The following is an 18,523-nucleotide window of genomic DNA, read 5'->3' as shown; positions in this document are numbered from 1 at the left end:
AATTTCCTCTTCCGGCGCTGATTTATTCTTCTTGGGTCGTGGTGGCCGGTCGGTAGATACAAATGAGAACGCCGGTTGGGGCCTGCTCCACCGAGACGAGCTCCGGGGGTCGTTTCCGGCCGAGCCCGTCACAAGGAAACCAGCCAGGAAGGCGGTTCGGGGCGTCGTTGAACCGTCGGCGGCTCTGACAGCTTCGTTCGATTTGCCCCCTGCTACGTTGGCGCCGGTCTCCTGATCTGCAGGGCTGGCGGGCATTGGCACGTCCATTGCTGCCTCCGCAGGGAATCCTTGGGAGAACGATCCTGTTCCCTATCCTGTGTTAACCGTGGAGGAGGGCAGCATGCGCATACCCTGGTATTTCCAATCATTGGCATCAGCCGTCTTGCTTTCTTTTGGCGCGGTGGCGCCATTGCATGCCGCCACCATCACCTTCGATACGGCTATTTCCGGTTCCACCAGTTCCGCTTTCGACGGTGACGGCGACGGCACCGACGATGTTGTTTTCTCCACCACCGATCCCTCCGGCTTTAATACGGTGGGTCCCGGCGCCAATCAGAACTTCATCCAGGAGCCGGGCCTCGAAGGCACAACCGAGCTGAATCCCGACCTCCGGGTCGATTTCCTGAACGGGGCCGAAGATGGTGTCAGCTTCGGGTTTGCTTTGGATTCGGATGTCAGCGACCCGGGCTATTTTGCGAGCATCGACCTTTACGACAGCTCCGGGGATGTCATCGGGGGCGCCTCCGAGGTGGCCGACTTCACAACCACCCCGGCCGGAATCAGCTCCTTTCCGGAAGGCCAGGTCACTGCGGAGTTTTCCGGTGTCGCCTCCTACGGCACCTTCGACTTCACTTCCCAGAACGGCCGGTACATCATTGATAACTTTCAGGGGACTTTTGGAAGCTCCGAGGGCATCCCCGTCCCTGCACCAGCCCCCCTCGCCCTCATGGGCCTAAGCTTGGCCGGACTCGGTTTCAGCCGCCTTAAAAACAGGATGTAACCGGGCGAATTCCTTCCTAAAAGGACACCCACTTTGAGTGATCGGGGGTGCGATCCACCCCCCGGATTTCCCGGCCCGATCACGGCGGTACCCGGCCGGGCCGTAGGCCCCGATCAACCGGTTTCGCTCTCTTCCAGCTCCCGGCCCAGCGCCCGCAGCAGGGCGCCGCCGTCGCCGGCCCAGGCGCTTCCGTGCATGCAGGCCAGCAGCCGGGGCTCGGTAGCGGCGATCTTTTCCATCAGGGCGGGAGCGTTGCGGGTATGGGAGTAGTAGTCCATTCCCTTCCGGAAGTCCTCGCTGGGGCCGAGGATGTCGGACTCCGTCAGCGGCGGGGTGTCGGCGCCGCCCTGGGTGAATAGGTCCCCGCAGAGCAGAGCGTCGCCACTGGTATCGAACAAGTAGCCAGCATCCCAACCGTGGGGCATATGCGGGGCACCGAGCCATTGCCAGGTGCGCTGCCCAGTGGCCAGGGTATCGCCGTCCGCCAGGGCGCGCGGTTGGCGGTCGGCGATGTCGCCGATGTTGACCATGGCCGCTATCTTGCCGCACACGGGCTCGGCGTGGGGGGCGATGGCGAGCAGATCGTTGAGAGCGCCGACCTCGTCCGCTTCCATGTGCGAGATGCCGATGTAGCGCAGCTTTTCCGGGGGCATCACGGTGGCTATGGCGTCCCGGGTAAGGGGGAACATCTTGCGCAACCCAGCGTGGAACAGCATCGGCTCGTCGTCGTGGATCAGGTAGCGGTTGAAGCTGAAGCCGTGGGGCGGGATAGCCTCGGCGGAAATGGGCGTGCTGATACGGTAGATTCCGTTGCCGACTTCGTCGATCCGGGTTCCGGTCTGGCCGTCAGTAACCATGGCACGCATCCTCCTTGCGCAAGGGACGGGTCCTTTTATGACCCGGTCTCTTGGCAAAGTACCGCCCGGAGGAGGCACCGGGAAGGGAGCCCGGACCCGGAAACGGGATCCGAGCCTGATTCCGTGGAAGTCGGTTCAGACCGTCTCCAGATACTTGTGAATCAGGCTCACCGCCATCGCCGAAGCCGCCCGCCGGATCACCCTGCAAGATAGTATGGGACACCCCCTTTCCGATCAGAACCGAGAGCCGGTAAGGACAACATCGGCATGGCGCCAGGCCTGCCGGAACCGGCGCTGCACGGCCCGGGCTTCTTCAAGCTCGCCCTGGCGCCGCAGGGATTCCAGCAGGCCGAATAGGGACCAGCCGTTTTCCGGGAAACGGGCCAGATCCGCCCGGTACACCGCCTCGGCGCGTTCCACCCGGCCGGCCTCCAGCAGCACGGCCCCCAGGGATTGGCGGGTCGGGTAGTGCCAAGTGGGGGGCTCGTCGTAGTTCAGTGCATCCTCTCGCTCCACGGCCTGCTCCAGCGAGGCGATGGCTGCCTCGTAATCCTCTGCGGCGGCGGCAAGCTCCCCCGTGAGGGCGTGGGAGGCGATCTCCAGGATGTGCCGGCTCTTGTTGATGTCCCACACTGTGACCCACTTCAGGTCCGGATGGTCCCGCAGGGCGTCCAGCCTGCGCAGCTCCTCGCGGGCGGCCTCCAGGTCCCCCTTGCGCGTGTAGGCCATGCCCCGGGCGTAATGCCAAACCGCCCGGGGGTAGACCAGGTCCTCCGCCGGCTCGGGCCGAGCCAGGATCTCCTCCCAACGGCCGAAGCGCACCAGGGCATACAGGGGGGTGATCCAGTAGTGCTGCAGGGTGGTGAGGGAGCGCTCGCGCATGGCCTCCCGGTCCACCATTTCGGCCATCTCCCGGGCCAGGCGGATGGCCAGCTCGCTGCGTCCTTCGAAGGTGGCCGTGGCCCAGCCGAAGTGGTAGTTGTGCGGGACGTAGCCCAGCCGGTATGCGCCCTGGGTGTCCACCTGTTCCAGATACCGCTGGTCGGCTTCGATGGCGCGCAGGTTGGCGCGGGTCGCCTCGTGGTAGCGCCCGAGCCGGATGTAGATGTGCGCCGGCATGTGCACCAGGTGTCCGGCGCCGGGTACCAGATCCTCCAGGCGCTTGGCCTCCTCCAACCCCTGGAGGGGGCGGGCGGCCTCCACCGCGTGGATCAGGAGGTGGTTGGCCATGGGGTGATCCGGGGCGCGCCGCAAGACCCCTTGCAGGGTGGTCAGGATGGTTTGCGTGACCGCCTTGGGCTTGCCGTCCTCCCGCCAGTAATCCCACGGAGTGGTAGTCATCAGGGCCTCGGCATGGATCACCTGGGCATCCAGATCGTCGGGATAGCGCTTGGCGACCTTCCCCATGGCCTCGGCAAAGGCCTGATCCCGGGAGGAGCGGTCCTCCAGCGCCTCCGGCCCGTAGCGTTTGGCGAGCGCCTCGATGTAGGCCTTTTCCCGGTCGCTGGCCCCTTCCGCGGCGGCCTGCGCCTTCTGGAGAAGCTCCCAGGCCTCGGGGGCTTGGGCAGGGTCCATGGCCGCATTGATGTTGGGGCCCAGCACCCAGGCGGCGCCCCACCAGGCCATGGCGCAATCCGGGTCCAGCTCCGCCGCCTGCCGGAAGGAGCGGTAGGCCTCCGCGTGGTTGAACCCGAAGGCCAGGATCAGGCCCTGGTCAAAATACCGCTGGGCGGATTCGGAATCCGTGGTGACGGCGTGGTGATGGTCCCCCAGTCCCTCGAACAGTGGGGCCTGCTCGGCCGTCTCCTGGGCCGCCAGCAGCGGGGCCAGGGCGAGCAGAAAGGCCCCGATCAGGGCGCGTGCTCTGGTGTGTGCCCTCATCTCTCCCTCCTCCCTCTCGTTCCCCCTTTCTAATTACTAATAGGACACCCATCTTCCTTTTGGTCTACCGCCTCGCCATCAGGGTCGTCATTCGCACCGCGCCCACCAGGGCGCCCTCTTCCACGAAATCTCGGCACCGCTCGGCGAAGTCCCGCTCAAGGGCCGCGCGGCGCTCCTGGTCGACCTGCGCCAATACGGCCGCCATGGGAGTGCTGTGGACGTACTGCCAGAGAAAGTCCGCGGGGGGCGGCAAGCGGAGGGCTACGGGTTCCGACCAGACCTCCATGGGGCCAAAGCCGGCGGCCTTTGCGAGGGAGCGGATCGCGTCGGCGTCGTGCAAGGAGAAAACGGCGAGGACGAAGGAGGCGCTTTCGGGGCCCACATGGTGGGCGAAGGTCTCGGCCAGGGCCTCCAGTGGCGGAGGCGCGGGCCCGGGGAGGTTGGCGAGGAGGCGGCCGCCCGGGACCAGGACGCGTCGCATTTCCCGCAGGCCGGCCTCCCGGTCGGAGAAGAACTGGAGCCCCATGCCGCATAGCACGACATCGAAGGACTCGTCCGGCAGGGGAATCGACTCCGCCGGCGCTTCGTGCCAGGCAACGGGAGGGGCGGCGGGCGCCACCGCGCGGGCGACGGCGAGCATCCCCGGGTTGGGGTCCAGGCCCTCGGCGGCGCCGTGCGGGCTGACGCGCTCCGCGGCCAGCCGGGTGACGATGCCCGTCCCGCACGCCACATCCAGCACGCGCTCACCCGGACGGAGGTCCGCGGCCTCGATCAGGCTCTCGGCTACGGGACGACCGATGGTCGGCACGAAGTACCGCTCGTAGTTCTCGGCGGCGTTCTGGGAGAAGGAATCTCCGTAGGTGGGTCCGGCCATGGCGCCCCTCCTCCCGTCCCGCTTTGCCGGACCTCTCCCGGGTAGTGGGACCTTCAGGCGGCTCTTCTTCCCAGATTACGCCGCGGGGGTTGGGAGGCAAGGGGGTGGAAAAGGGGCACCTATTGGCCTACTCCGGGGCGCCCCGTGAACGTGGCAGCCCGATTCGATACACCAGCAGCACGCCCGCGCCAGCCACCACCAGGCCCAGGAGGTCGGTGGCGATGAGGTGGTCGCCGAAGGCGGCCCAGGCCATGAGCATGGTGACCGGGGGGCTTAGGTAGAACAGGCTGGCCACCCGCGTGGCCTCGTCCCGGTGCAGCAGGCGCCACATGGCCCAGTAGGCCCCGAGGGAAACAGCGATGATCAGCCAGGCCATGGTGGCCAGGAAGGGGGTCTCCATCTCCGCCGCGAAGCCTTCCAGTCCCCAGGCCAGGGGCAGCAGGGCCAGGGCGGTGGCACCGCTCTGGTAGAAGAGGGTGGTGTCCAGGGGCAGGTGGGTGCTGGTGCCCGTTTGCGCCCAGCGCCGCTGCATGAGGCTGGCAATGGTGATGCCCACCACGGAGCCGAAGGGGATCAGGTAGCCCAGGGCGGGGGTGGTGGCGTCCTGGGACAGGCGCGCGCCCACGGCGATCACCACGCCGGCGAAGCCGAGGACCAGGCCCAGCCACTGGCGGGCGTCGGTGCGCTCGCCGAGCACCGGACCGGACAGGGCGCCGGTGAGCAGCGGCTGCAGCGCCGTCACCAGGGCGACGATGCCCGCCGGCACGCCCATGTCGAGGGCCACCAGCACGCACCCCAGCCACACGCCGTGCGCCAGCACCCCCACCAGCGCCGTATGCCCGGCGGCCAGCTTCCCGGGCCAGCCCAGCCGCCCCCGGGCCCATAGCCACAAGCCCAGCAGCCCCGCCAGGACGGTGTAGCGCCAGAACAGCAGGCTCCAGGGCCCGGCGTACGGCAGGCCGTACTCGGCGCCGATGAAACCGGAGTTCCACAGCAGGACGAACAGCAGCTCCAGCCCGAGGAGCTGGCTCAGGAAGGTCCGCATGGTTTTCCCGGGGGTGAGAGAAAATGAGGCGAGTGATCCTAACGCGTCCTAGTCCCGACCACAATCGGGGCCGGCACGCCAACAGCCTCCAGGGTCCCGAGATTCCTCAACACCCGCCATCGCCCCCTCCACCAGCCGCACCGCCGCCTTTCCCGCCACTGCTCGGCTTGGAGAGCCAGCCAGCCATGTGGTAGGCAATCAGCAGCACATCAAAGCGGACCGGCCGTCTTGGCCGAATGACCCATTCGAACCAGGAGTCCGGGCTTGGCTCAATGACCCCGACCATACCCATACCACTGGAAATCCGAATAGGACCTTTCATGGAGCGGAAGAGGCTTAGGTTGTGCGGATTTTCGACCCGATATTCCATCCCGCCGTGCCAGAAGACCCCGGTACTCGTTCCGTCCTGTGGGCCCAAATCGTAGATTTCAGCGATTTGCGTAGTACCTGCACGCCATACGCGGCGCCGATTCCCCGTGGGGAGCAACCCCGACAGGATCCCTGCTCCGGACCGGTCCGTAGATTTGCCAAAATTGAGGCGCCGTCCCTCGAAATCGAGCGCCGGAACCTTTCGCCAGCCATAGCGGACCTTCAAAAGGGTCGCTCTTAGATAGCCCTCCTCCCAAAACTCGGTTCGCCAGTTGTTCTTGCTGTCCAGCGGGTTTCCCCAATGCTTTTCGGCAACCACATCCCTTTCTACCAGGCGCGCATCCGGCGACTCTTCCCCGTCTTTGACCACGCTGTTCCCCTTTTAACCCGTTGAAAACCAAAGCAAGAAACTACCACGCCCCCATCAAGGGAACAACGGAGGGAGTGACCTGCTCCCCGGTTTCCGTACCAGCCAAAGCTTAGTGGGATTGGCAAGCAGATTGTCCGGATCCTGCAGGAGGCCGAATTCGGGGCGCGGATGAAGGAGCCGTGCCACAGCGAGGGCTTTTTCAACCTTGCTTACTACAACTGGAGGCAGAAGTACGGCGGGTTGGAGTGAAGTGGGTACCAAACGACGGGGCCGGTGGATACAAAAGCAGGATTATCCCCTCCCTGTTCGGGTGTACCATTTGCAGCGGGACACAAGTTGGAAGGGATGCCCATGGATCCTGCACAGGCTCTTGAGGAAGCCACCAGTTCGTTCTGGACGTTGTTCTTCCAGTGGCTGGTTCCCGGTGCCCTGGTGCTGGCTGCTCTGAGCCTCTGGCTGCGGTCTGCCCTGGCGGTTTTCAAAGGCTGGTTGGGAGAGAAACTGGTGGGGGGACAATTGGGCCGGGTGGCCGCGGATGTCCGGAGCGATGTTTTGCTGCCGGATGGACGCGGCGGCTGGACCCAGGTGGACCACCTGGCTCTGCTGCCTTCCGGAATCTGGGTGGTGGAGACCAAGAACTACTCGGGTCAGATCCTCGGGCGCGCCCGCGAGCGGACCTGGACTCAGAAGCTGGGTCGGCAGCGCTTCTCCTTCCAGAACCCCCTGCACCAGAACTACGGGCACATAAAGGCCGTGGAAACTTCTCTGCCTGACACCCCGGTTCACGGCCTAGTGGTGTTCACCAATGCCGCTCGCTTCCCCAAGGGAGAGCCCGATGGGGTGGTCCAGATGCGGGACCTGGCGGCGCATCTGCGCGAGCACGCGGGAACCGGGGAGGTGCCAGCCGGTCTGTGGGCCCGATGGGAGGCCCTGGCCCACCGCCTCCGAACGGACCCGGAAACCCGCAAGGCCCACCTCGCGGCGGTCGGCGGGCTGGCTCGGCAGCGCCTCGTCCGGACAATCACGGCCGTTCTGCTCCTTCTGGGAATCGGCCTCTTCTTGGGAACTCACATTATTCGTTAGGGGCAGCTAAAGGGAACCTGTTTTACGCCCCCGAATAGGAAGTGGTCCTACCAGATCGTTTTCACGTATTTGTATTCCCGGATTTTTTGGTCGGCGGTGACCAGGGGCACGGAATAATGCCGCGCCAGGGCGGTGATCATGCGGTCGGCCGGATCCTGGTGGAATTCACCCGGTAGGCGCACCGACTGAATCGCCACCACATTGTTCAGCGGCACGAAGTGGACGCCCTCAATACTGGCTACGGTTTCCAGCCAGCCATCCACATCCATGGTCAGCACCAATCGGCCTCGCTCAACCAGCATGGCGATTTCCCATGCCGTAATGGAGGAAATCAGCAGCTGACCCTCCGGGGAGGTCCGCTCGGCTTCGATGGCTTCCCGGGCCGGCTTCGACAGATGGCCATCACCGTTTACCCACCAAACAAGGACGTGGGTATCCAGCACGATCACCGCAGCGCGTCCCAGTCCTGATCCCCAACCGGCTCGGTGGGGTCCTCATATTGGATAACGCTGCCTTGCAGCACCTCGAGGGGGGAGCGTTCTTGGCTCCGGTACCGGCGGATCTCCAGGGTGGCCTTGCCGTGATCCGTCACGATCAGGTGCTCCCCGCTGGTTTCCACTCGCCGAAGGAACTCCAGGGCGCGGGCCTTGAATTCGGACTTGGAGACCTTTTCCTGTTCCATGAAAATTCCCATGGTCGTGTAACCCTGGTCACAATTTTACCAGATGGATGTTCCCCGGAAATCCTGGATTCCCAAGTCCTGGCCGGAGGGGATCGGGGGCCGGTGGGTAAGTGGTCTGCGCCGATGCGCTCAATGCCCCGGGGCATTGGCGGGAGTGAAAGGGGGAGGGGGAACGACTCGGAGTGCACGGGCATCCGCCAGGGTCTAACCCGGAAAGTCTCCAACGCAGGAGTACGCCATGGGTACGCTGACCCCCGGTATGGTGGCGGGCAGCATCCGCCTTCCCGACCGCAGCGGCCGTTTGCTTTCCACGTGGCGGTTCAAAGGCCGCCAACCACTGGTTCTGGTGCTGTGGGACGGCGCCGGGACGGCTCTATTGGACGCCTTCGCCGGGCGCTATCCCGACTATCGCGCTGCGGGGGCCGAGGTGCTGGCCATCGCCACCACTCCGCCGCCGGAAGGGGACTACCCCTTCCCCCTGCTCCATGATGCGGAAGGGGTCGCCGCCCGGCTGGCGGAGCAGCGCCCGGCGGTCCTGGTGCTGGACGAGCAGGGCGAGCTTTTCCACCGCAAGGAGGGACCGGAGGCGGCGCGGCCGGACCATGAGGACCTCCTGGAGTGGGTCCGCTTCACCTTCCTCCAGTGCGAGGAATGCGGCCCCCACGCCGAGAATTGGCCCCGCAGGGATCCGGGGCTTTAGGGGCTTCCCGTCCCGGGGAAAACCGGCCGGCCAAGGAATCTCCCGGCCGGGCTTGGCGTAGTTCGCCGCTCCCCAATTAAGGGTTCGTACCATTTTCCTCCCGCTTCCGCCGGCGAGAGGCTGGTCATGAGGGGCGCCCGGGCGGCCCTGGGCTTCGGCCGGCCGGCTCCCGGGCGACGATTTCCGCGTTCTATGGCCTGTTCCCGGTGGCCGTCGGGTGGCCCTGGGTCGGGCCGGGGGAGGAGGTGCAGCCATGAATACGTACATGATTCTGTTCGGCTTCACGGACCAGGGGATCCGGGACATCAAGGAGAGCCCGGCCCGGGTGGAGGCCGCCAAGGAGATGGTCCGGTCCATGGGGGGTGAGATGAAGGACTTCTACGGGATCCTTGGGCACCCGCATTACGACACCATCTTCATCTTCGACGCCCCCGACGAGGAGGCGGTGGCCAAGGCCGTGCTGGCCATCGCCGCGGGCGGGAACGTCCGGACCGAGTCCCACCGCCTTTTCTCCGAGGACGAATACCGGAAGGTCATCTCGGACCTGCCCTGAGGCCCGAAGCGGGCTCCGGGACCGAAGCGGAAAGGCCCCCTTGCTCCCGGAAGCGGGAGGGGGGCTTTCTCGTCGGTCGTGCCCTCTCTCAGTCGCCCCGGACCCCGGCCTCGATGCGCTTGCCCACCTCTTCGTCGATGTTGCGCCAATATTGAAAGGCCCGCTCCAGAACCGGGCCGGAAACCCCCGCCGACAGGTGCCCGACCACGTTGGAGACGAGCCGGGTGCGGGCCTCCTCATCCATCACCTCCCGGACGAGGGCGTGGGCCTGGACGAAGTCGCCATCGTCCCGGCGCGGGGTGTAGGCGTGGCGGACGAGCTCGCCGCTGGCGGACCAGGTCGCCGCCTCGGGATAGCGTTCCGGGTCGGCGGCGGGGCCGCCCTTGGAATTGGGCGCGTACACCGGATCGGAGACGTTCTGCACCCGCATGGCGCCGTCCTTGCTGTAGCTGTGGACCGGGCATTTGGGCGCGTTTACGGGGATCTGTTTGTAGTTCACCCCGAGCCGGGAGCGGTGGGCGTCCGCGTAGGCGAGCACCCGCGCCAGCAGCATCTTGTCGGGGCTGAACCCGGTGCCGGGGACTTGGTTGTTGGGCTCGAAGGCGGCCTGCTCGATCTCGGTGTGGTAGTCGGTCGGGTTGCGGTCGAGGGTCAGCTTGCCCACTTCGGTCAGCGGGTAGTCCCCGTGCGGCCAGACCTTGGTCAGGTCGAAAGGGTTGAAGCGGTAGGTCTCGGCCTCCTCGAACGGCATGATCTGCATGTACAGCGTCCAGCTCGGGTGGTCGCCCCGTTCGATGGCGTTGTACAGGTCGCGGGTGTGGTAGTCGCTGTCGCTTCCGGCCAGGCTGTCGGCCTGCTCCTGGGTCAGGCATTTGATCCCCTGATCGGTCTTGAAGTGGTACTTGACCCAGTATTTCTTCCCCTCGGCGTTGACCCACATGTAGGTGTGGCTCGAATAGCCGTTCATGTGCCGCCAGCTCGCCGGGATGCCGCGATCGCCCATGAGCCAGGCCACCTGGTGGGCCGACTCCGGCGACAGCGTCCAGAAATCCCACTGCATGTCGTGGTCGCGCAGGTTGGTGTCGGCGCGGCGCTTCTGCGAGCGGATGAAGTGCTGGAACTTCATCGGATCGCGGACGAAGAAGACCGGGGTATCGTTCCCGACCATGTCGAAGTTGCCTTCCCCGGTATAGAACTTCACCGCGAAGCCGCGCGGGTCCCGCCAGGTATCGGGGCTGCCGCGCTCCCCGGCGACGGTGGAAAACCGGATCAGCACGTCGGTCTTGGCGCCCGGTTGGAGGAAGGCCGCCCTGGTGTAGGCGCTCACGTCCTGCGTGACCTCAAAGCGACCGAAGGCGCCGCCGCCTTTGGCGTGGGGCTGGCGCTCGGGGATCCGCTCGCGGTTGAAGTTGGCCATCTGCTCCATCAGGTAGTGGTCGTGCAGGACGATCGGGCCGTCCGCCCCCACGGTCAGGGAGTGCTCGTCGCTGGAAACCGGCGCTCCACCGTCGGTGGTGGTGGGCTTGGATTCATCGGTCATGTTCAAGACCTCGTTGCATGGCGTCAGTGGGCCGCTGGAAGGCGGTCCGGGGGTCGGGCCGGAAACCGTCCCTTTAGAATTCGTCCACCAGGGGCCGTGCAACGTTCCGGATCCCGGGGGCTGCCCGGACGACCCCAGTGCCCTTGCCCGTTTCCTCTCATTCCCCCCCATCCCATCCCGTTCCGCCCCGATTGCATCCTGGGTTTTCTATGGCAGGTAATTAAAGAAATGGACGCATGGTTTTGGAATACCCGGCTTCCCATCCCTGGTGGAGCGGACCCTGTTCCCGGAAAAGGAGAAGGACCATGAAGGAGCGTAGACCGTATCCCTCCTACGGCTTGGCCATGTCTTCGCTGTGTGCGATCGCCGGCCTGGCCTTCGCCCTTTCGGGCTGCGAAACGGGCGGCACGACCATGCCCGAGGTCGCCAGCGAGGAGGAGGGCCCTCCGTTCGGCGGGCAGGCCTCGGTGAATTACGCCGACAGCCTCTGGCAGGCCATGAACAACGCCCGTCTGGTGGGGCCGGACGCCGTCCAGACCGTGCCCTACCAGGGGCAGGAGCCCCACGGCGCGGTCCTGGAGACCCTCTACGGCGAGGTCAGCGTCGGCGGCATCGCCGGGGTGGCGGGGCACGAAGGCCAGGTCATCGTGAAGCGCAACTACATGGGGGAGGACATCACAAACGCCAAGGTGGCCAAGGATCGCGATCGGTACCTGGCCTCGGTCACGGTGATGTTCAAGCGGGAACCGGGCTACGACCCGGAGCATAACGACTGGTTCTGGGTCAAGTACGAGCCCGATGGCAGCGTGGCCTCCGACGAACAGGGCATGAAGCTCGCCGGCCGGGTCGCCAAGGGCCAGGACGAGGGCTGCATCGCCTGCCACTCGGAGCAGAAGGACAACGACTACCAGTACAACAAGAGCGATTTCATCAACGAGTGAAGGAGGGGAAGGCGGGAATCACCGGGCCATGAGCCGGCCCGAGGGGGTTCCGGGCTCCTCGGCCGCCACGGGGCCTTTCGTTTCTTCTCCGGGGGAGGAAGGGCCCCCAGGGCCCGTGGATAGAGCCCTGGGGGATGCGGAGGGAATGGCCCGTTTCTCAGGATTGGGCGAGACAGTCCGGTTCCGGGGTCAGCTCCATCTCCTCCCGGCCCGAGGGGGTGACCCGGTACAGGCGCATATCAAACATGTCGTCCGCGTAGGCAACATCCAGCTCGTATTTTTGGCCCGGAGCGGGAGTCAGCAAGGTCCCCCGGCTCGTGCTCCAGTCCCGTAAGAACATATGCTCTTGGGAAAGGACCACTTTCAGGTACGTCTCCTGGTTGGGGGCGAGGCCAACTTCGTTGGCCCCCTCAGACAGTGTGACATCCCCCTTGTAGTCGTTGGTACAACCCTCCGCGATATCGTTAACCCCCAGGAGCGCGTCTTCCGAGGCAAAGAGGCTGCGATCCTCGAAGTTCAGGTTCACGGTGAGGTTCTTGTCGTAGGCGTCGGGGTTGTACGTGGTCGCACACCCGGACAGAACAGATGCGGCGGCTAGAAGGGCAAAAAATCGGATCTTCATGGTTCAGCTCCCGGAGAGGTTGGGGCAGCCGAGGTTGGTGCCCTTAGCCCAATGCTTAATGGCATTCGGAATGGCTGTTTTGCTTGCGATTATTGATTTTGATGAATACACGTCCATGACGGTCTTGTCCGTTCCCTCTGGGGCGGCATCGGCAACGGTTATGTAAGCCCCGTCCTCCGGCACTTCCTCGTTCGACGGCGTGTACTCGGGCGCCCGCAACTGGACGTGGACCTCCGTGGCCTCCTCTCCATGGACCACCGATGGCGTCAGGATAAGGGTCGTTTCACTGCATGCGCCCATTCCGTAACAAGCTCGCCGAACCACTTTCTGGTGGAGGCATTCTTTAGCCTGGGCCTCAAGGGTTTTCGCTACCTCGTTATAGGGGCGATCAACTTCGTAGGTTTCCTGGAAGTTCATCACGCCGCCCCCGGAAGCAGTGCTTCGCAATCCATCGGGAGTCAGCCCTCCCGTGGCGCAACCGGTAATCAGCAGCGGGAGCAACAGGGAAAAAGCAGAGAGGCGTTTCATGGGTCCCCTTTCTTGGCTGGATGGTTCGCGGATTGGGCCTGCGGGCAGGCCCGGGATGGCGACCGGAAGTTCTTGAAGAACCGGACTGGGGTCCGGGTCCGGACAGATTTCGGCCGCCGGTCTTGTCCCGCTTCCTGGCCTGGGCCGTGCCCGTCCCTTCCGCCCCACTCCAAGGGGAGGTCAGCACTCAGCTAGGCGTGGCCCATCACCCGTAGCCAGGAGGGTTTCGGGGCCTCGACAGGGGTTTGCCGGGTATGCCTCAGGCCGGAGCTGGGTCGTACCAGGGAGGGGCCGCCCGCCCGCGGCTCCTTCCGCATCCTTGGCGTGTAACGTGGGTACATGCTCCGGGGAGGGATATTCGGCAAGTGCGCCGAGAGCCCCTTTTTGGGGAGAGGATAATTTCACCTCGACACCGGTTTGTCAAAAAAACGCTTCCTCATCGGGAAGTTAGGCAAGAGTGTCGGGAATTTTGGACAGAGGGGGGCGAGTCGACCCATCCGCGGCGACCACGCCCGGTCCGCGGGATGCTACCCTTTGCCCACCCAACGGAAACCCGAGGACTCGCCATGAGGTTGTTCCGGCTCGTCAGCCTGATCGAGGGGCTGTCCCTGCTGACGTTGCTGCTTGTCGCCATACCCCTGCGTGCCTACCTCGGCCTGCACGAGGCGGTGTACTACGTGGGCTGGACGCACGGCATCCTGTTCCTGGTCTATGGGGCCCTGGCGCTTGTGGTCAGCCACTGGCAGGGATGGTCCATCGCCTATTGGCTGATGGTGTTCCTGCTGGGCGCCGTGCCCTTCGGCTTTCTGGTCGTGGACGGCCAGTTGAAGCGCGCCCTGCGTTCCTCGGAGGCGCTTGAGGCGGCCTGAAGCCGAACGGGAAGGGGGAAGCGGCAGCCGGCTTCCCCCTCCTGGTGGCCCCGACGGGCCGGGCGCGTTGTCCGCCTCAGGGCGCCTTTTCCAGATGGACCGAGGTGGGTACCGGGTTCCGGAGGATGTCCAACACGGGCGAGGTCTTCTGCACCTGCTCGCTCAGCTCCGCCAGCTTATCCTCCGAGGCATCCGTCTTGATCCGGCAGGAAAGCCGGATGTTCTCGTATCCCGGCCGCGTGCTTTCCGACAGACCCAGGAAGCCGTGGAGGTCGATGTCCCCCTCCAGGTCCATTTCCATCCCGTCCACCCGGATGCCCTGGGCGGCGGCGTTGTAGGCGAAGCCCACGCTCATGCAGGAGGCCAGGGCGTGGAGCACGGTCTCCACGGCGTTGGCTCCCTTGTTTTCGCCCAGGAGTACCGGCGGCTCGTCGGAGTCCAGCACGATGGGCTCGCTCCGGGTGTCGTCCTCCTGACCGGCGCCGTAGAAGGACTGGATGGTGGTGCGGGAATGGCCGCCGTTGACCCACTGGTTGCTGGCGCGGAACCGGAACTTGGCGATATCCGGCTGCTCCTTGATGGCGCCTACGGTGTCCACCAGCTGGTCGACGTCGACCCCGTTCACTACGGTTTTCGTGGTCATCTCCGTTACCCTCCGGGGTGCCTTCGCTGCCCCAGGTGAAGGGTGCCCGGCTGCGTGGACGGGCACCCGGTCCTCGACCGAGCCCGCCCCGGGATCGGGGTGGCGATTACCTTTACAATCTACGCCCGCCGTTCCCGGAGGCAAGCTGGGGGGAGGGCGTAGGGCGCTCGTGGATTGGATTAGGGGCGCTGAAAGTCGCGGTCAAGGACCGCTCCCACAGTGCGAACCCGACAGGAACCGCAAGGGGCAGGGATACGTGGTCAAGCACATCGTGATGTGGCGCCTGAAGGACCAGGCGCAAGGGAACAGCCGGTCCGCCAACGCGGAGCTGGTGAAGGAGAAGCTGGAGGCCCTGGAAGGGCGCATTCCCGGGCTGCTGAAGGTGGAGGTGGGCCTGGATTTCAGCGCTACGGAGAGCTCCGCGGATGTGGTTCTCTACACCGAGCTGGAGAGCCGAGAGGCGCTGGAGGCGTACCAAGTCCATCCCGAGCATGAAGCGGTAAAGGCCTTCATCGGGGAGGTTACGGCGGAGCGCTGGGTGGTGGACTACGAGGTCTAGCCGGGCGCCCACGGACGGGCCGGAGCGCTGACGACCCCCGGGGCTCCGGGGGCCGTCTCCTGGGCCTATTGGTTCACCGGCGACTCCGGATCGAACAGGTAGCCCAGCACGTGCTGGATCTTCTCCTTGTCCAGGATCCCGTTGGCGCCGAGGCGCGGCATCTTGGTGCACGGGAAGTTGACGTGGGGGTTGTAGATCATCTCGTAGGCGAACCGCACCATGGACTCGCCGGAGCCGCGGTCCTTGCCGTAGTTGACCAGGCTCGGGCCGATGGTTCCGGACCGGTGCGACTTGGCCGACTCCATCTCGTGGCAGTTGATGCACATGCCCCCGGTCTCTTCTTCGCTATGGTCGTCCACCTTGTGACCGACCCGGAAGCCGAAGGCGTTCTCGGCGATCTCCTGCCCCCGCTCCCAGTCACCCAGCTCGATACCGCCTTCCGGATATTCCATGTTCTCCCGGGCCATCTCGCGCACCTTATCGGCGGTCTCGCTGTCGACGTTCTCGCCCTCCAGGGCGGAGCAGGTCTTCTGCAGCTCGTCCTGTTTCAGGCGGTCGCGAACCGTGCCGCCTTCCTGGGTCTCCTCGTCGAGGTCGAAGCCCTCCTTCTCGAAGATCAGGTGGTTCGCCAGCTCTTCGGCGCTCATCTCCGTGTAGTCGGCCTGCTCGCCCTCGGCGGACTCCGCCATGGCCCCGCTGGCAACGAGGAGGGAGACCGAGGCGAGAGCGGCCAGGCCCGTCCGTATCGAGCTTCCGTATTCCATTCGGTCGTCCTCCGTGCTCAGCGCTTCAGGTCGGGCAGGATCGCGGGCTCGCCGCGGGCGGCGTCGGTCCAATAGGTCATCACCGCAATGGCCGCGTCCGAGCCCGGCTGGACCAGACCCTGGCGCATCTGCCAGTAGCATCCGCGCAGACGGTGGTAGCTGCTGCGCACCTCCATGTGGCCCACCCGGCGTGCCGGCCAGGAGATGGATTTGGTCCACTCCTTGGGCTTGTTCATGTTGGGGAGCACGGAGGCGCGGATCCGCTTGCCGGTCTCGCCGTGGCAGCTGTTGCAGCTGAAGTCCATGGGACCGGCCCGGCGGTAGAACAGCTTCTCACCCGCGTCGCGCATGGCCTTCTCCATGGGATGGTCCATGGGCGGGTCCCATTCGTAGCCGTTGGACTTGCTGGCAATGTAGGTCTGCAGCTGCATCATGACCGAGTCGGAGCCGTGCCGCTCCGCGATCTCCGGGTCGTCCTCGGAGAAGCCCTGGATGGTCTTCATGCAGTGCACCAGGCGGGTCTCCAGCGACATCACCTTGCCCGTGTCCTCGAAGTAGCGCGGCATCTCGGCCACGGCCCCCTCCAGCTCGCCGGGTCCCTTGCCGAAATCGCATTTCTCCAGGGAGGCGTTGTTCGGGCCGCGCTTCTCGTGGAACAGCTCCTTGCCGTCCTCCGCCACGAAGTACGCCGGATTGTCGGGCATGAGCTGCAGGTTCTGCGGGCTCTGGGTGAGGTAGTCGGAGCCGGTCTGCTCGATGAGCCTCTCCAGGATCTCCTGGGGAGGCTCGTTGGTGCACTCCAGGCATTGGGCGTGGGCGGTGCCGCCCAGGACCAGCGCCGGCAGCGCCAGCAGCCATTTCCCGTAGGCACGCAGTTTTCTTGAAGTTCCTTGCATGGCCTCCTCCTGTAGGCCGGGGCGCGGGTACATCGGGGGGCGGCGGAAGGGGACGGGTGGGCCCGCGGCCCACCGCCGCACCGTATCTTTTCAACATAGAACCCCTTTTTCGCCCGTGTCCATTGGTGGGGCCGGTGGGGGGAAGGTCGCGGGGGTGGGAAAGGCGGTCTCCACCGAGGGTTCGAGTCGGCCGAACGATCGGCCCATTCCGGGCAACGGGGGCGGCTCGAGGGGCTTTTCCCCGCTGCTGTTTCCCTATACCGTTTTTGTCCGGATAGGGACGGGGTGCCCGGAGCTGTCCGGGACAGGCCTCCGGCTCCGCTGCGCGCGACGCGGGGAGCGGGGCCGGGCACTCCTCCTGTGCGACCCATCGGGAAAGGGGGGAAACCCATGAAGTTGAAGAAGTTGAAGGCCGTGGCCGCGGCTGGGGTCCTGCTCGCCTCTTCGCCGGCGCAGGCGGGAGCGTTCGACTGGCTGAAGGACATCAACGTCCGGGCCGAGTCCGATCCCTCGGGATTCATGGCCCGGGTCGCGGCCCGCTTCGAAGTGGAGGATGTGCGGGTGAGGGCCGTGTTCAGCAACGTGGAACGGCCGGCGGACGCCTACATGGTCTTCCGCCTGGGGGAGCTGGTGGGAAGGCCCCCCGGCTACATCCTGGACCGGTACCGGGCCCACCGGGAGAAAGGCTGGGGCGCGCTCGCCAAGAGCCTGGGCATCAAGCCCGGATCCCGGGAGTTCCACGCCTTGAAGCAGGGGCACGGCCTGTACCGGCACGACGACGAGGGCAGGCGGGGCGGAAAGTGGAAGCACAGAGGCCCGGGAAAGGGCCATGGAAACGGCTCCGGGAAGGGTCGCGGCAACGGGCCCCCCTTCCGGTAACCGCGCTAGGGGCCGCTGCCCGCCAGGGCTTGGCCCCCCTCCGCCCTTATCCTTCCCGGCGCCTGCCGTCCTCTCCCGCTTCCTCGTAGCCCGCCCGCACGAAGTCCACCCCCTGCGTGAGCACTTCCCTCCAGGCGGCCTCCAGCTCCGCGTCGAGCTCGGGGTCGTGACGGCGTACCGCCTCCAGCATGCTGGACACCCAGGAGTCGTAGAGGTCCGGCGGGATGCCCATCTGCGCCTTGCTATGGGTCTGGCGGATGCGGTCCATGGCGGACTGGGCGGTGGCGCTGCCTTCATAGAAGGAGATGACGTTGTTCACGCCCTGGCGCAGGAGGGCCTTCTGCGCCTCCCATTCCGTGCTGGCGAAGAGCTCGCGGACCCGGGGATCGCTGTCCAGGAAGATGTCGTAGAAGGTGCCGAAGACGTCTCCGTTCAGAAGGCAGCGGCCCAGGCTTCGTTTGACGGCATTGGTGGTCGAATCGGCCACGGGCTTTCCCCTTTTGCTTTTTCCCCTTTGTTCCGGTGCATGGCTCACCGGTCCCTGGTGTAGCATTCCATATGCAATGTTTTTTTTACGGGGTCAAGGGGTTGGAGTTGCATAACGAACGCATTGGGAAGAATTTTTGCCGGTGGTTTTGTAAATTTTTATATTAGGAGATTCTTTCTCTAGAGGATTGGAATGGCAATTAGCGGGAAGGAAAGGGGGGGAAGTTGAAGTTCTGGAATAGAGGGCGTTTTGGGGGCGCTTCGACGCGCTAAATGGATTTTTCCACTTTGCCGATGGGCGCCGCGAGCAGATAGATCATGGTGATGAAGGTCTGCTGGTTGCGGTACCCGCGGGCCCGCGCCCGGGCCGCCTGGAAGATGC

The 18,523-nt window shown here is 65.4% G+C and carries 23 protein-coding genes; 9 read left to right on the top strand and 14 right to left on the bottom strand.

Features of this window, described 5'->3' with window-relative positions:
- Nucleotides 1–340 precede the first annotated feature (340 nt).
- Nucleotides 341–1,000, top strand: a complete 660-nt coding sequence (locus AN478_RS00105) for a PEP-CTERM sorting domain-containing protein (RefSeq protein ID WP_054964597.1) — start codon at nucleotides 341–343, stop codon at nucleotides 998–1,000.
- A gap of 113 nt (nucleotides 1,001–1,113) precedes the next feature.
- Here the strand turns inward: AN478_RS00105 and AN478_RS00100 are convergent, their stop codons facing one another.
- The 5 genes from AN478_RS00100 to AN478_RS13800 all read right to left on the bottom strand — a co-directional run bounded on the left by AN478_RS00100 (nucleotide 1,114) and on the right by AN478_RS13800 (nucleotide 6,396).
- Nucleotides 1,114–1,857: an oxygen-binding di-iron domain-containing protein gene (locus AN478_RS00100; RefSeq protein WP_054964596.1), complete on the bottom strand. Its 744-nt coding sequence runs from the start codon at nucleotides 1,855–1,857 to the stop codon at nucleotides 1,114–1,116.
- Nucleotides 1,858–2,091: 234 nt separating this feature from the next.
- Nucleotides 2,092–3,738 (bottom strand): tetratricopeptide repeat protein, encoded by a 1,647-nt coding sequence (locus AN478_RS00095; protein ID WP_054964595.1) that lies wholly within the window; start codon nucleotides 3,736–3,738, stop codon nucleotides 2,092–2,094.
- Between the two features lie 64 nt (nucleotides 3,739–3,802).
- Nucleotides 3,803–4,612 (bottom strand): methyltransferase domain-containing protein, encoded by an 810-nt coding sequence (locus tag AN478_RS00090; RefSeq protein ID WP_054964594.1) that lies wholly within the window; start codon nucleotides 4,610–4,612, stop codon nucleotides 3,803–3,805.
- A gap of 127 nt (nucleotides 4,613–4,739) precedes the next feature.
- The gene (locus AN478_RS00085; RefSeq protein WP_054964593.1) at nucleotides 4,740–5,657 is read right to left on the bottom strand and encodes a DMT family transporter; all 918 of its coding nucleotides are present in this window, start codon (nucleotides 5,655–5,657) and stop codon (nucleotides 4,740–4,742) included.
- A 106-nt stretch (nucleotides 5,658–5,763) separates the two neighbouring features.
- Nucleotides 5,764–6,396: a hypothetical protein gene (locus AN478_RS13800; RefSeq protein WP_143004200.1), complete on the bottom strand. Its 633-nt coding sequence runs from the start codon at nucleotides 6,394–6,396 to the stop codon at nucleotides 5,764–5,766.
- Between the two features lie 117 nt (nucleotides 6,397–6,513).
- On the opposite strand from AN478_RS13800, the gene AN478_RS14805 reads away from it, so the two are divergent.
- Nucleotides 6,514–6,645: a transposase gene (locus AN478_RS14805; RefSeq protein ID WP_399353032.1), complete on the top strand. Its 132-nt coding sequence runs from the start codon at nucleotides 6,514–6,516 to the stop codon at nucleotides 6,643–6,645.
- A 102-nt stretch (nucleotides 6,646–6,747) separates the two neighbouring features.
- Complete coding sequence (locus AN478_RS00080; protein ID WP_176758782.1) at nucleotides 6,748–7,479, top strand: nuclease-related domain-containing protein; 732 nt, start codon at nucleotides 6,748–6,750, stop codon at nucleotides 7,477–7,479.
- 47 nt (nucleotides 7,480–7,526) lie between these two features.
- Here the strand turns inward: AN478_RS00080 and AN478_RS00075 are convergent, their stop codons facing one another.
- Together AN478_RS00075 and AN478_RS00070 are read right to left on the bottom strand one after the other, a co-directional pair.
- Nucleotides 7,527–7,928, bottom strand: coding sequence for a type II toxin-antitoxin system VapC family toxin (locus AN478_RS00075; RefSeq protein WP_054964591.1), 402 nt, complete (start codon nucleotides 7,926–7,928; stop codon nucleotides 7,527–7,529).
- Nucleotides 7,925–8,161: a type II toxin-antitoxin system Phd/YefM family antitoxin gene (locus AN478_RS00070; RefSeq protein WP_054964608.1), complete on the bottom strand. Its 237-nt coding sequence runs from the start codon at nucleotides 8,159–8,161 to the stop codon at nucleotides 7,925–7,927. Before AN478_RS00070 ends, AN478_RS00075 begins: the two co-directional genes overlap by 4 nt.
- 238 nt (nucleotides 8,162–8,399) lie before the next feature.
- On the opposite strand from AN478_RS00070, the gene AN478_RS00065 reads away from it, so the two are divergent.
- Together AN478_RS00065 and AN478_RS00060 are read left to right on the top strand one after the other, a co-directional pair.
- Nucleotides 8,400–8,861, top strand: a complete 462-nt coding sequence (locus tag AN478_RS00065) for a peroxiredoxin family protein (protein WP_054964590.1) — start codon at nucleotides 8,400–8,402, stop codon at nucleotides 8,859–8,861.
- 253 nt (nucleotides 8,862–9,114) lie between these two features.
- The gene (locus AN478_RS00060; RefSeq protein WP_054964589.1) at nucleotides 9,115–9,414 is read left to right on the top strand and encodes a GYD domain-containing protein; all 300 of its coding nucleotides are present in this window, start codon (nucleotides 9,115–9,117) and stop codon (nucleotides 9,412–9,414) included.
- An 88-nt stretch (nucleotides 9,415–9,502) separates the two neighbouring features.
- Here the strand turns inward: AN478_RS00060 and AN478_RS00055 are convergent, their stop codons facing one another.
- A complete protein-coding gene (locus tag AN478_RS00055) occupies nucleotides 9,503–10,954 on the bottom strand; it encodes a catalase (protein ID WP_054964588.1) in 1,452 nt (483 codons plus the stop codon).
- Between the two features lie 305 nt (nucleotides 10,955–11,259).
- Between AN478_RS00055 and AN478_RS00050 the strand changes: the two genes are divergently transcribed.
- Complete coding sequence (locus AN478_RS00050) at nucleotides 11,260–11,895, top strand: cytochrome P460 family protein (protein WP_054964587.1); 636 nt, start codon at nucleotides 11,260–11,262, stop codon at nucleotides 11,893–11,895.
- 157 nt (nucleotides 11,896–12,052) lie between these two features.
- Here the strand turns inward: AN478_RS00050 and AN478_RS00045 are convergent, their stop codons facing one another.
- Together AN478_RS00045 and AN478_RS13795 are read right to left on the bottom strand one after the other, a co-directional pair.
- Nucleotides 12,053–12,517 carry a hypothetical protein gene (locus tag AN478_RS00045; RefSeq protein ID WP_054964586.1) on the bottom strand — a complete coding sequence of 155 codons (465 nt, stop codon included), beginning with the start codon at nucleotides 12,515–12,517 and terminating at the stop codon, nucleotides 12,053–12,055.
- Between the two features lie 3 nt (nucleotides 12,518–12,520).
- Complete coding sequence (locus AN478_RS13795) at nucleotides 12,521–13,045, bottom strand: hypothetical protein (RefSeq protein WP_143004202.1); 525 nt, start codon at nucleotides 13,043–13,045, stop codon at nucleotides 12,521–12,523.
- A 566-nt stretch (nucleotides 13,046–13,611) separates the two neighbouring features.
- On the opposite strand from AN478_RS13795, the gene AN478_RS00040 reads away from it, so the two are divergent.
- Complete coding sequence (locus tag AN478_RS00040) at nucleotides 13,612–13,914, top strand: DUF3817 domain-containing protein (RefSeq protein WP_054964585.1); 303 nt, start codon at nucleotides 13,612–13,614, stop codon at nucleotides 13,912–13,914.
- A gap of 76 nt (nucleotides 13,915–13,990) precedes the next feature.
- Here the strand turns inward: AN478_RS00040 and AN478_RS00035 are convergent, their stop codons facing one another.
- Complete coding sequence (locus tag AN478_RS00035; protein ID WP_054964584.1) at nucleotides 13,991–14,557, bottom strand: OsmC family protein; 567 nt, start codon at nucleotides 14,555–14,557, stop codon at nucleotides 13,991–13,993.
- A gap of 256 nt (nucleotides 14,558–14,813) precedes the next feature.
- On the opposite strand from AN478_RS00035, the gene AN478_RS00030 reads away from it, so the two are divergent.
- Entirely contained in the window at nucleotides 14,814–15,116 is a 303-nt protein-coding gene (locus AN478_RS00030; RefSeq protein ID WP_054964583.1) for a Dabb family protein, read from the top strand.
- A 65-nt stretch (nucleotides 15,117–15,181) separates the two neighbouring features.
- On the opposite strand, the gene soxX is transcribed toward AN478_RS00030, so the two are convergent.
- Nucleotides 15,182–15,880 (bottom strand): sulfur oxidation c-type cytochrome SoxX, encoded by a 699-nt coding sequence (gene soxX, locus AN478_RS00025; protein ID WP_054964582.1) that lies wholly within the window; start codon nucleotides 15,878–15,880, stop codon nucleotides 15,182–15,184.
- Nucleotides 15,881–15,897: 17 nt separating this feature from the next.
- Nucleotides 15,898–16,776: a sulfur oxidation c-type cytochrome SoxA gene (soxA, locus tag AN478_RS00020; protein ID WP_054964581.1), complete on the bottom strand. Its 879-nt coding sequence runs from the start codon at nucleotides 16,774–16,776 to the stop codon at nucleotides 15,898–15,900.
- A 390-nt stretch (nucleotides 16,777–17,166) separates the two neighbouring features.
- Between soxA and AN478_RS00015 the strand changes: the two genes are divergently transcribed.
- Nucleotides 17,167–17,655 (top strand): hypothetical protein, encoded by a 489-nt coding sequence (locus AN478_RS00015; protein WP_054964580.1) that lies wholly within the window; start codon nucleotides 17,167–17,169, stop codon nucleotides 17,653–17,655.
- Between the two features lie 46 nt (nucleotides 17,656–17,701).
- Here AN478_RS00015 and AN478_RS00010 read toward each other — a convergent pair whose 3' ends face one another.
- The gene (locus AN478_RS00010; protein ID WP_054964579.1) at nucleotides 17,702–18,142 is read right to left on the bottom strand and encodes a globin; all 441 of its coding nucleotides are present in this window, start codon (nucleotides 18,140–18,142) and stop codon (nucleotides 17,702–17,704) included.
- Between the last annotated feature and the right edge of the window lie 381 nt (nucleotides 18,143–18,523).

The organism is Thiohalorhabdus denitrificans (assembly GCF_001399755.1).
Classification (GTDB): Bacteria; Pseudomonadota; Gammaproteobacteria; order Thiohalorhabdales; family Thiohalorhabdaceae; genus Thiohalorhabdus; species Thiohalorhabdus denitrificans.
Note: the sequence above shows the minus strand (reverse complement) of the source record. Positions and strands in the feature narration are given on the sequence as shown.

Excerpts from the sequence above, each read along its gene's own strand:
- AN478_RS00105 (WP_054964597.1), top strand. The coding sequence starts at position 341 with ATGCGCATACCCTGGTATTTCCAATCATTGGCATCAGCCGTCTTGCTT.
- AN478_RS00100 (WP_054964596.1), bottom strand. The coding sequence starts at position 1,857 with ATGGTTACTGACGGCCAGACCGGAACCCGGATCGACGAAGTCGGCAAC.
- AN478_RS00095 (WP_054964595.1), bottom strand. The coding sequence starts at position 3,738 with ATGAGGGCACACACCAGAGCACGCGCCCTGATCGGGGCCTTTCTGCTC.
- AN478_RS00090 (WP_054964594.1), bottom strand. The coding sequence starts at position 4,612 with ATGGCCGGACCCACCTACGGAGATTCCTTCTCCCAGAACGCCGCCGAG.
- AN478_RS00085 (WP_054964593.1), bottom strand. The coding sequence starts at position 5,657 with ATGCGGACCTTCCTGAGCCAGCTCCTCGGGCTGGAGCTGCTGTTCGTC.
- AN478_RS00080 (WP_176758782.1), top strand. The coding sequence starts at position 6,748 with ATGGATCCTGCACAGGCTCTTGAGGAAGCCACCAGTTCGTTCTGGACG.
- AN478_RS00070 (WP_054964608.1), bottom strand. The coding sequence starts at position 8,161 with ATGGAACAGGAAAAGGTCTCCAAGTCCGAATTCAAGGCCCGCGCCCTG.
- AN478_RS00065 (WP_054964590.1), top strand. The coding sequence starts at position 8,400 with ATGGGTACGCTGACCCCCGGTATGGTGGCGGGCAGCATCCGCCTTCCC.
- AN478_RS00060 (WP_054964589.1), top strand. The coding sequence starts at position 9,115 with ATGAATACGTACATGATTCTGTTCGGCTTCACGGACCAGGGGATCCGG.
- AN478_RS00055 (WP_054964588.1), bottom strand. The coding sequence starts at position 10,954 with ATGACCGATGAATCCAAGCCCACCACCACCGACGGTGGAGCGCCGGTT.
- AN478_RS00050 (WP_054964587.1), top strand. The coding sequence starts at position 11,260 with ATGAAGGAGCGTAGACCGTATCCCTCCTACGGCTTGGCCATGTCTTCG.
- AN478_RS00045 (WP_054964586.1), bottom strand. The coding sequence starts at position 12,517 with ATGAAGATCCGATTTTTTGCCCTTCTAGCCGCCGCATCTGTTCTGTCC.
- AN478_RS13795 (WP_143004202.1), bottom strand. The coding sequence starts at position 13,045 with ATGAAACGCCTCTCTGCTTTTTCCCTGTTGCTCCCGCTGCTGATTACC.
- AN478_RS00040 (WP_054964585.1), top strand. The coding sequence starts at position 13,612 with ATGAGGTTGTTCCGGCTCGTCAGCCTGATCGAGGGGCTGTCCCTGCTG.
- AN478_RS00035 (WP_054964584.1), bottom strand. The coding sequence starts at position 14,557 with ATGACCACGAAAACCGTAGTGAACGGGGTCGACGTCGACCAGCTGGTG.
- soxX (WP_054964582.1), bottom strand. The coding sequence starts at position 15,880 with ATGGAATACGGAAGCTCGATACGGACGGGCCTGGCCGCTCTCGCCTCG.
- soxA (WP_054964581.1), bottom strand. The coding sequence starts at position 16,776 with ATGCAAGGAACTTCAAGAAAACTGCGTGCCTACGGGAAATGGCTGCTG.
- AN478_RS00015 (WP_054964580.1), top strand. The coding sequence starts at position 17,167 with ATGAAGTTGAAGAAGTTGAAGGCCGTGGCCGCGGCTGGGGTCCTGCTC.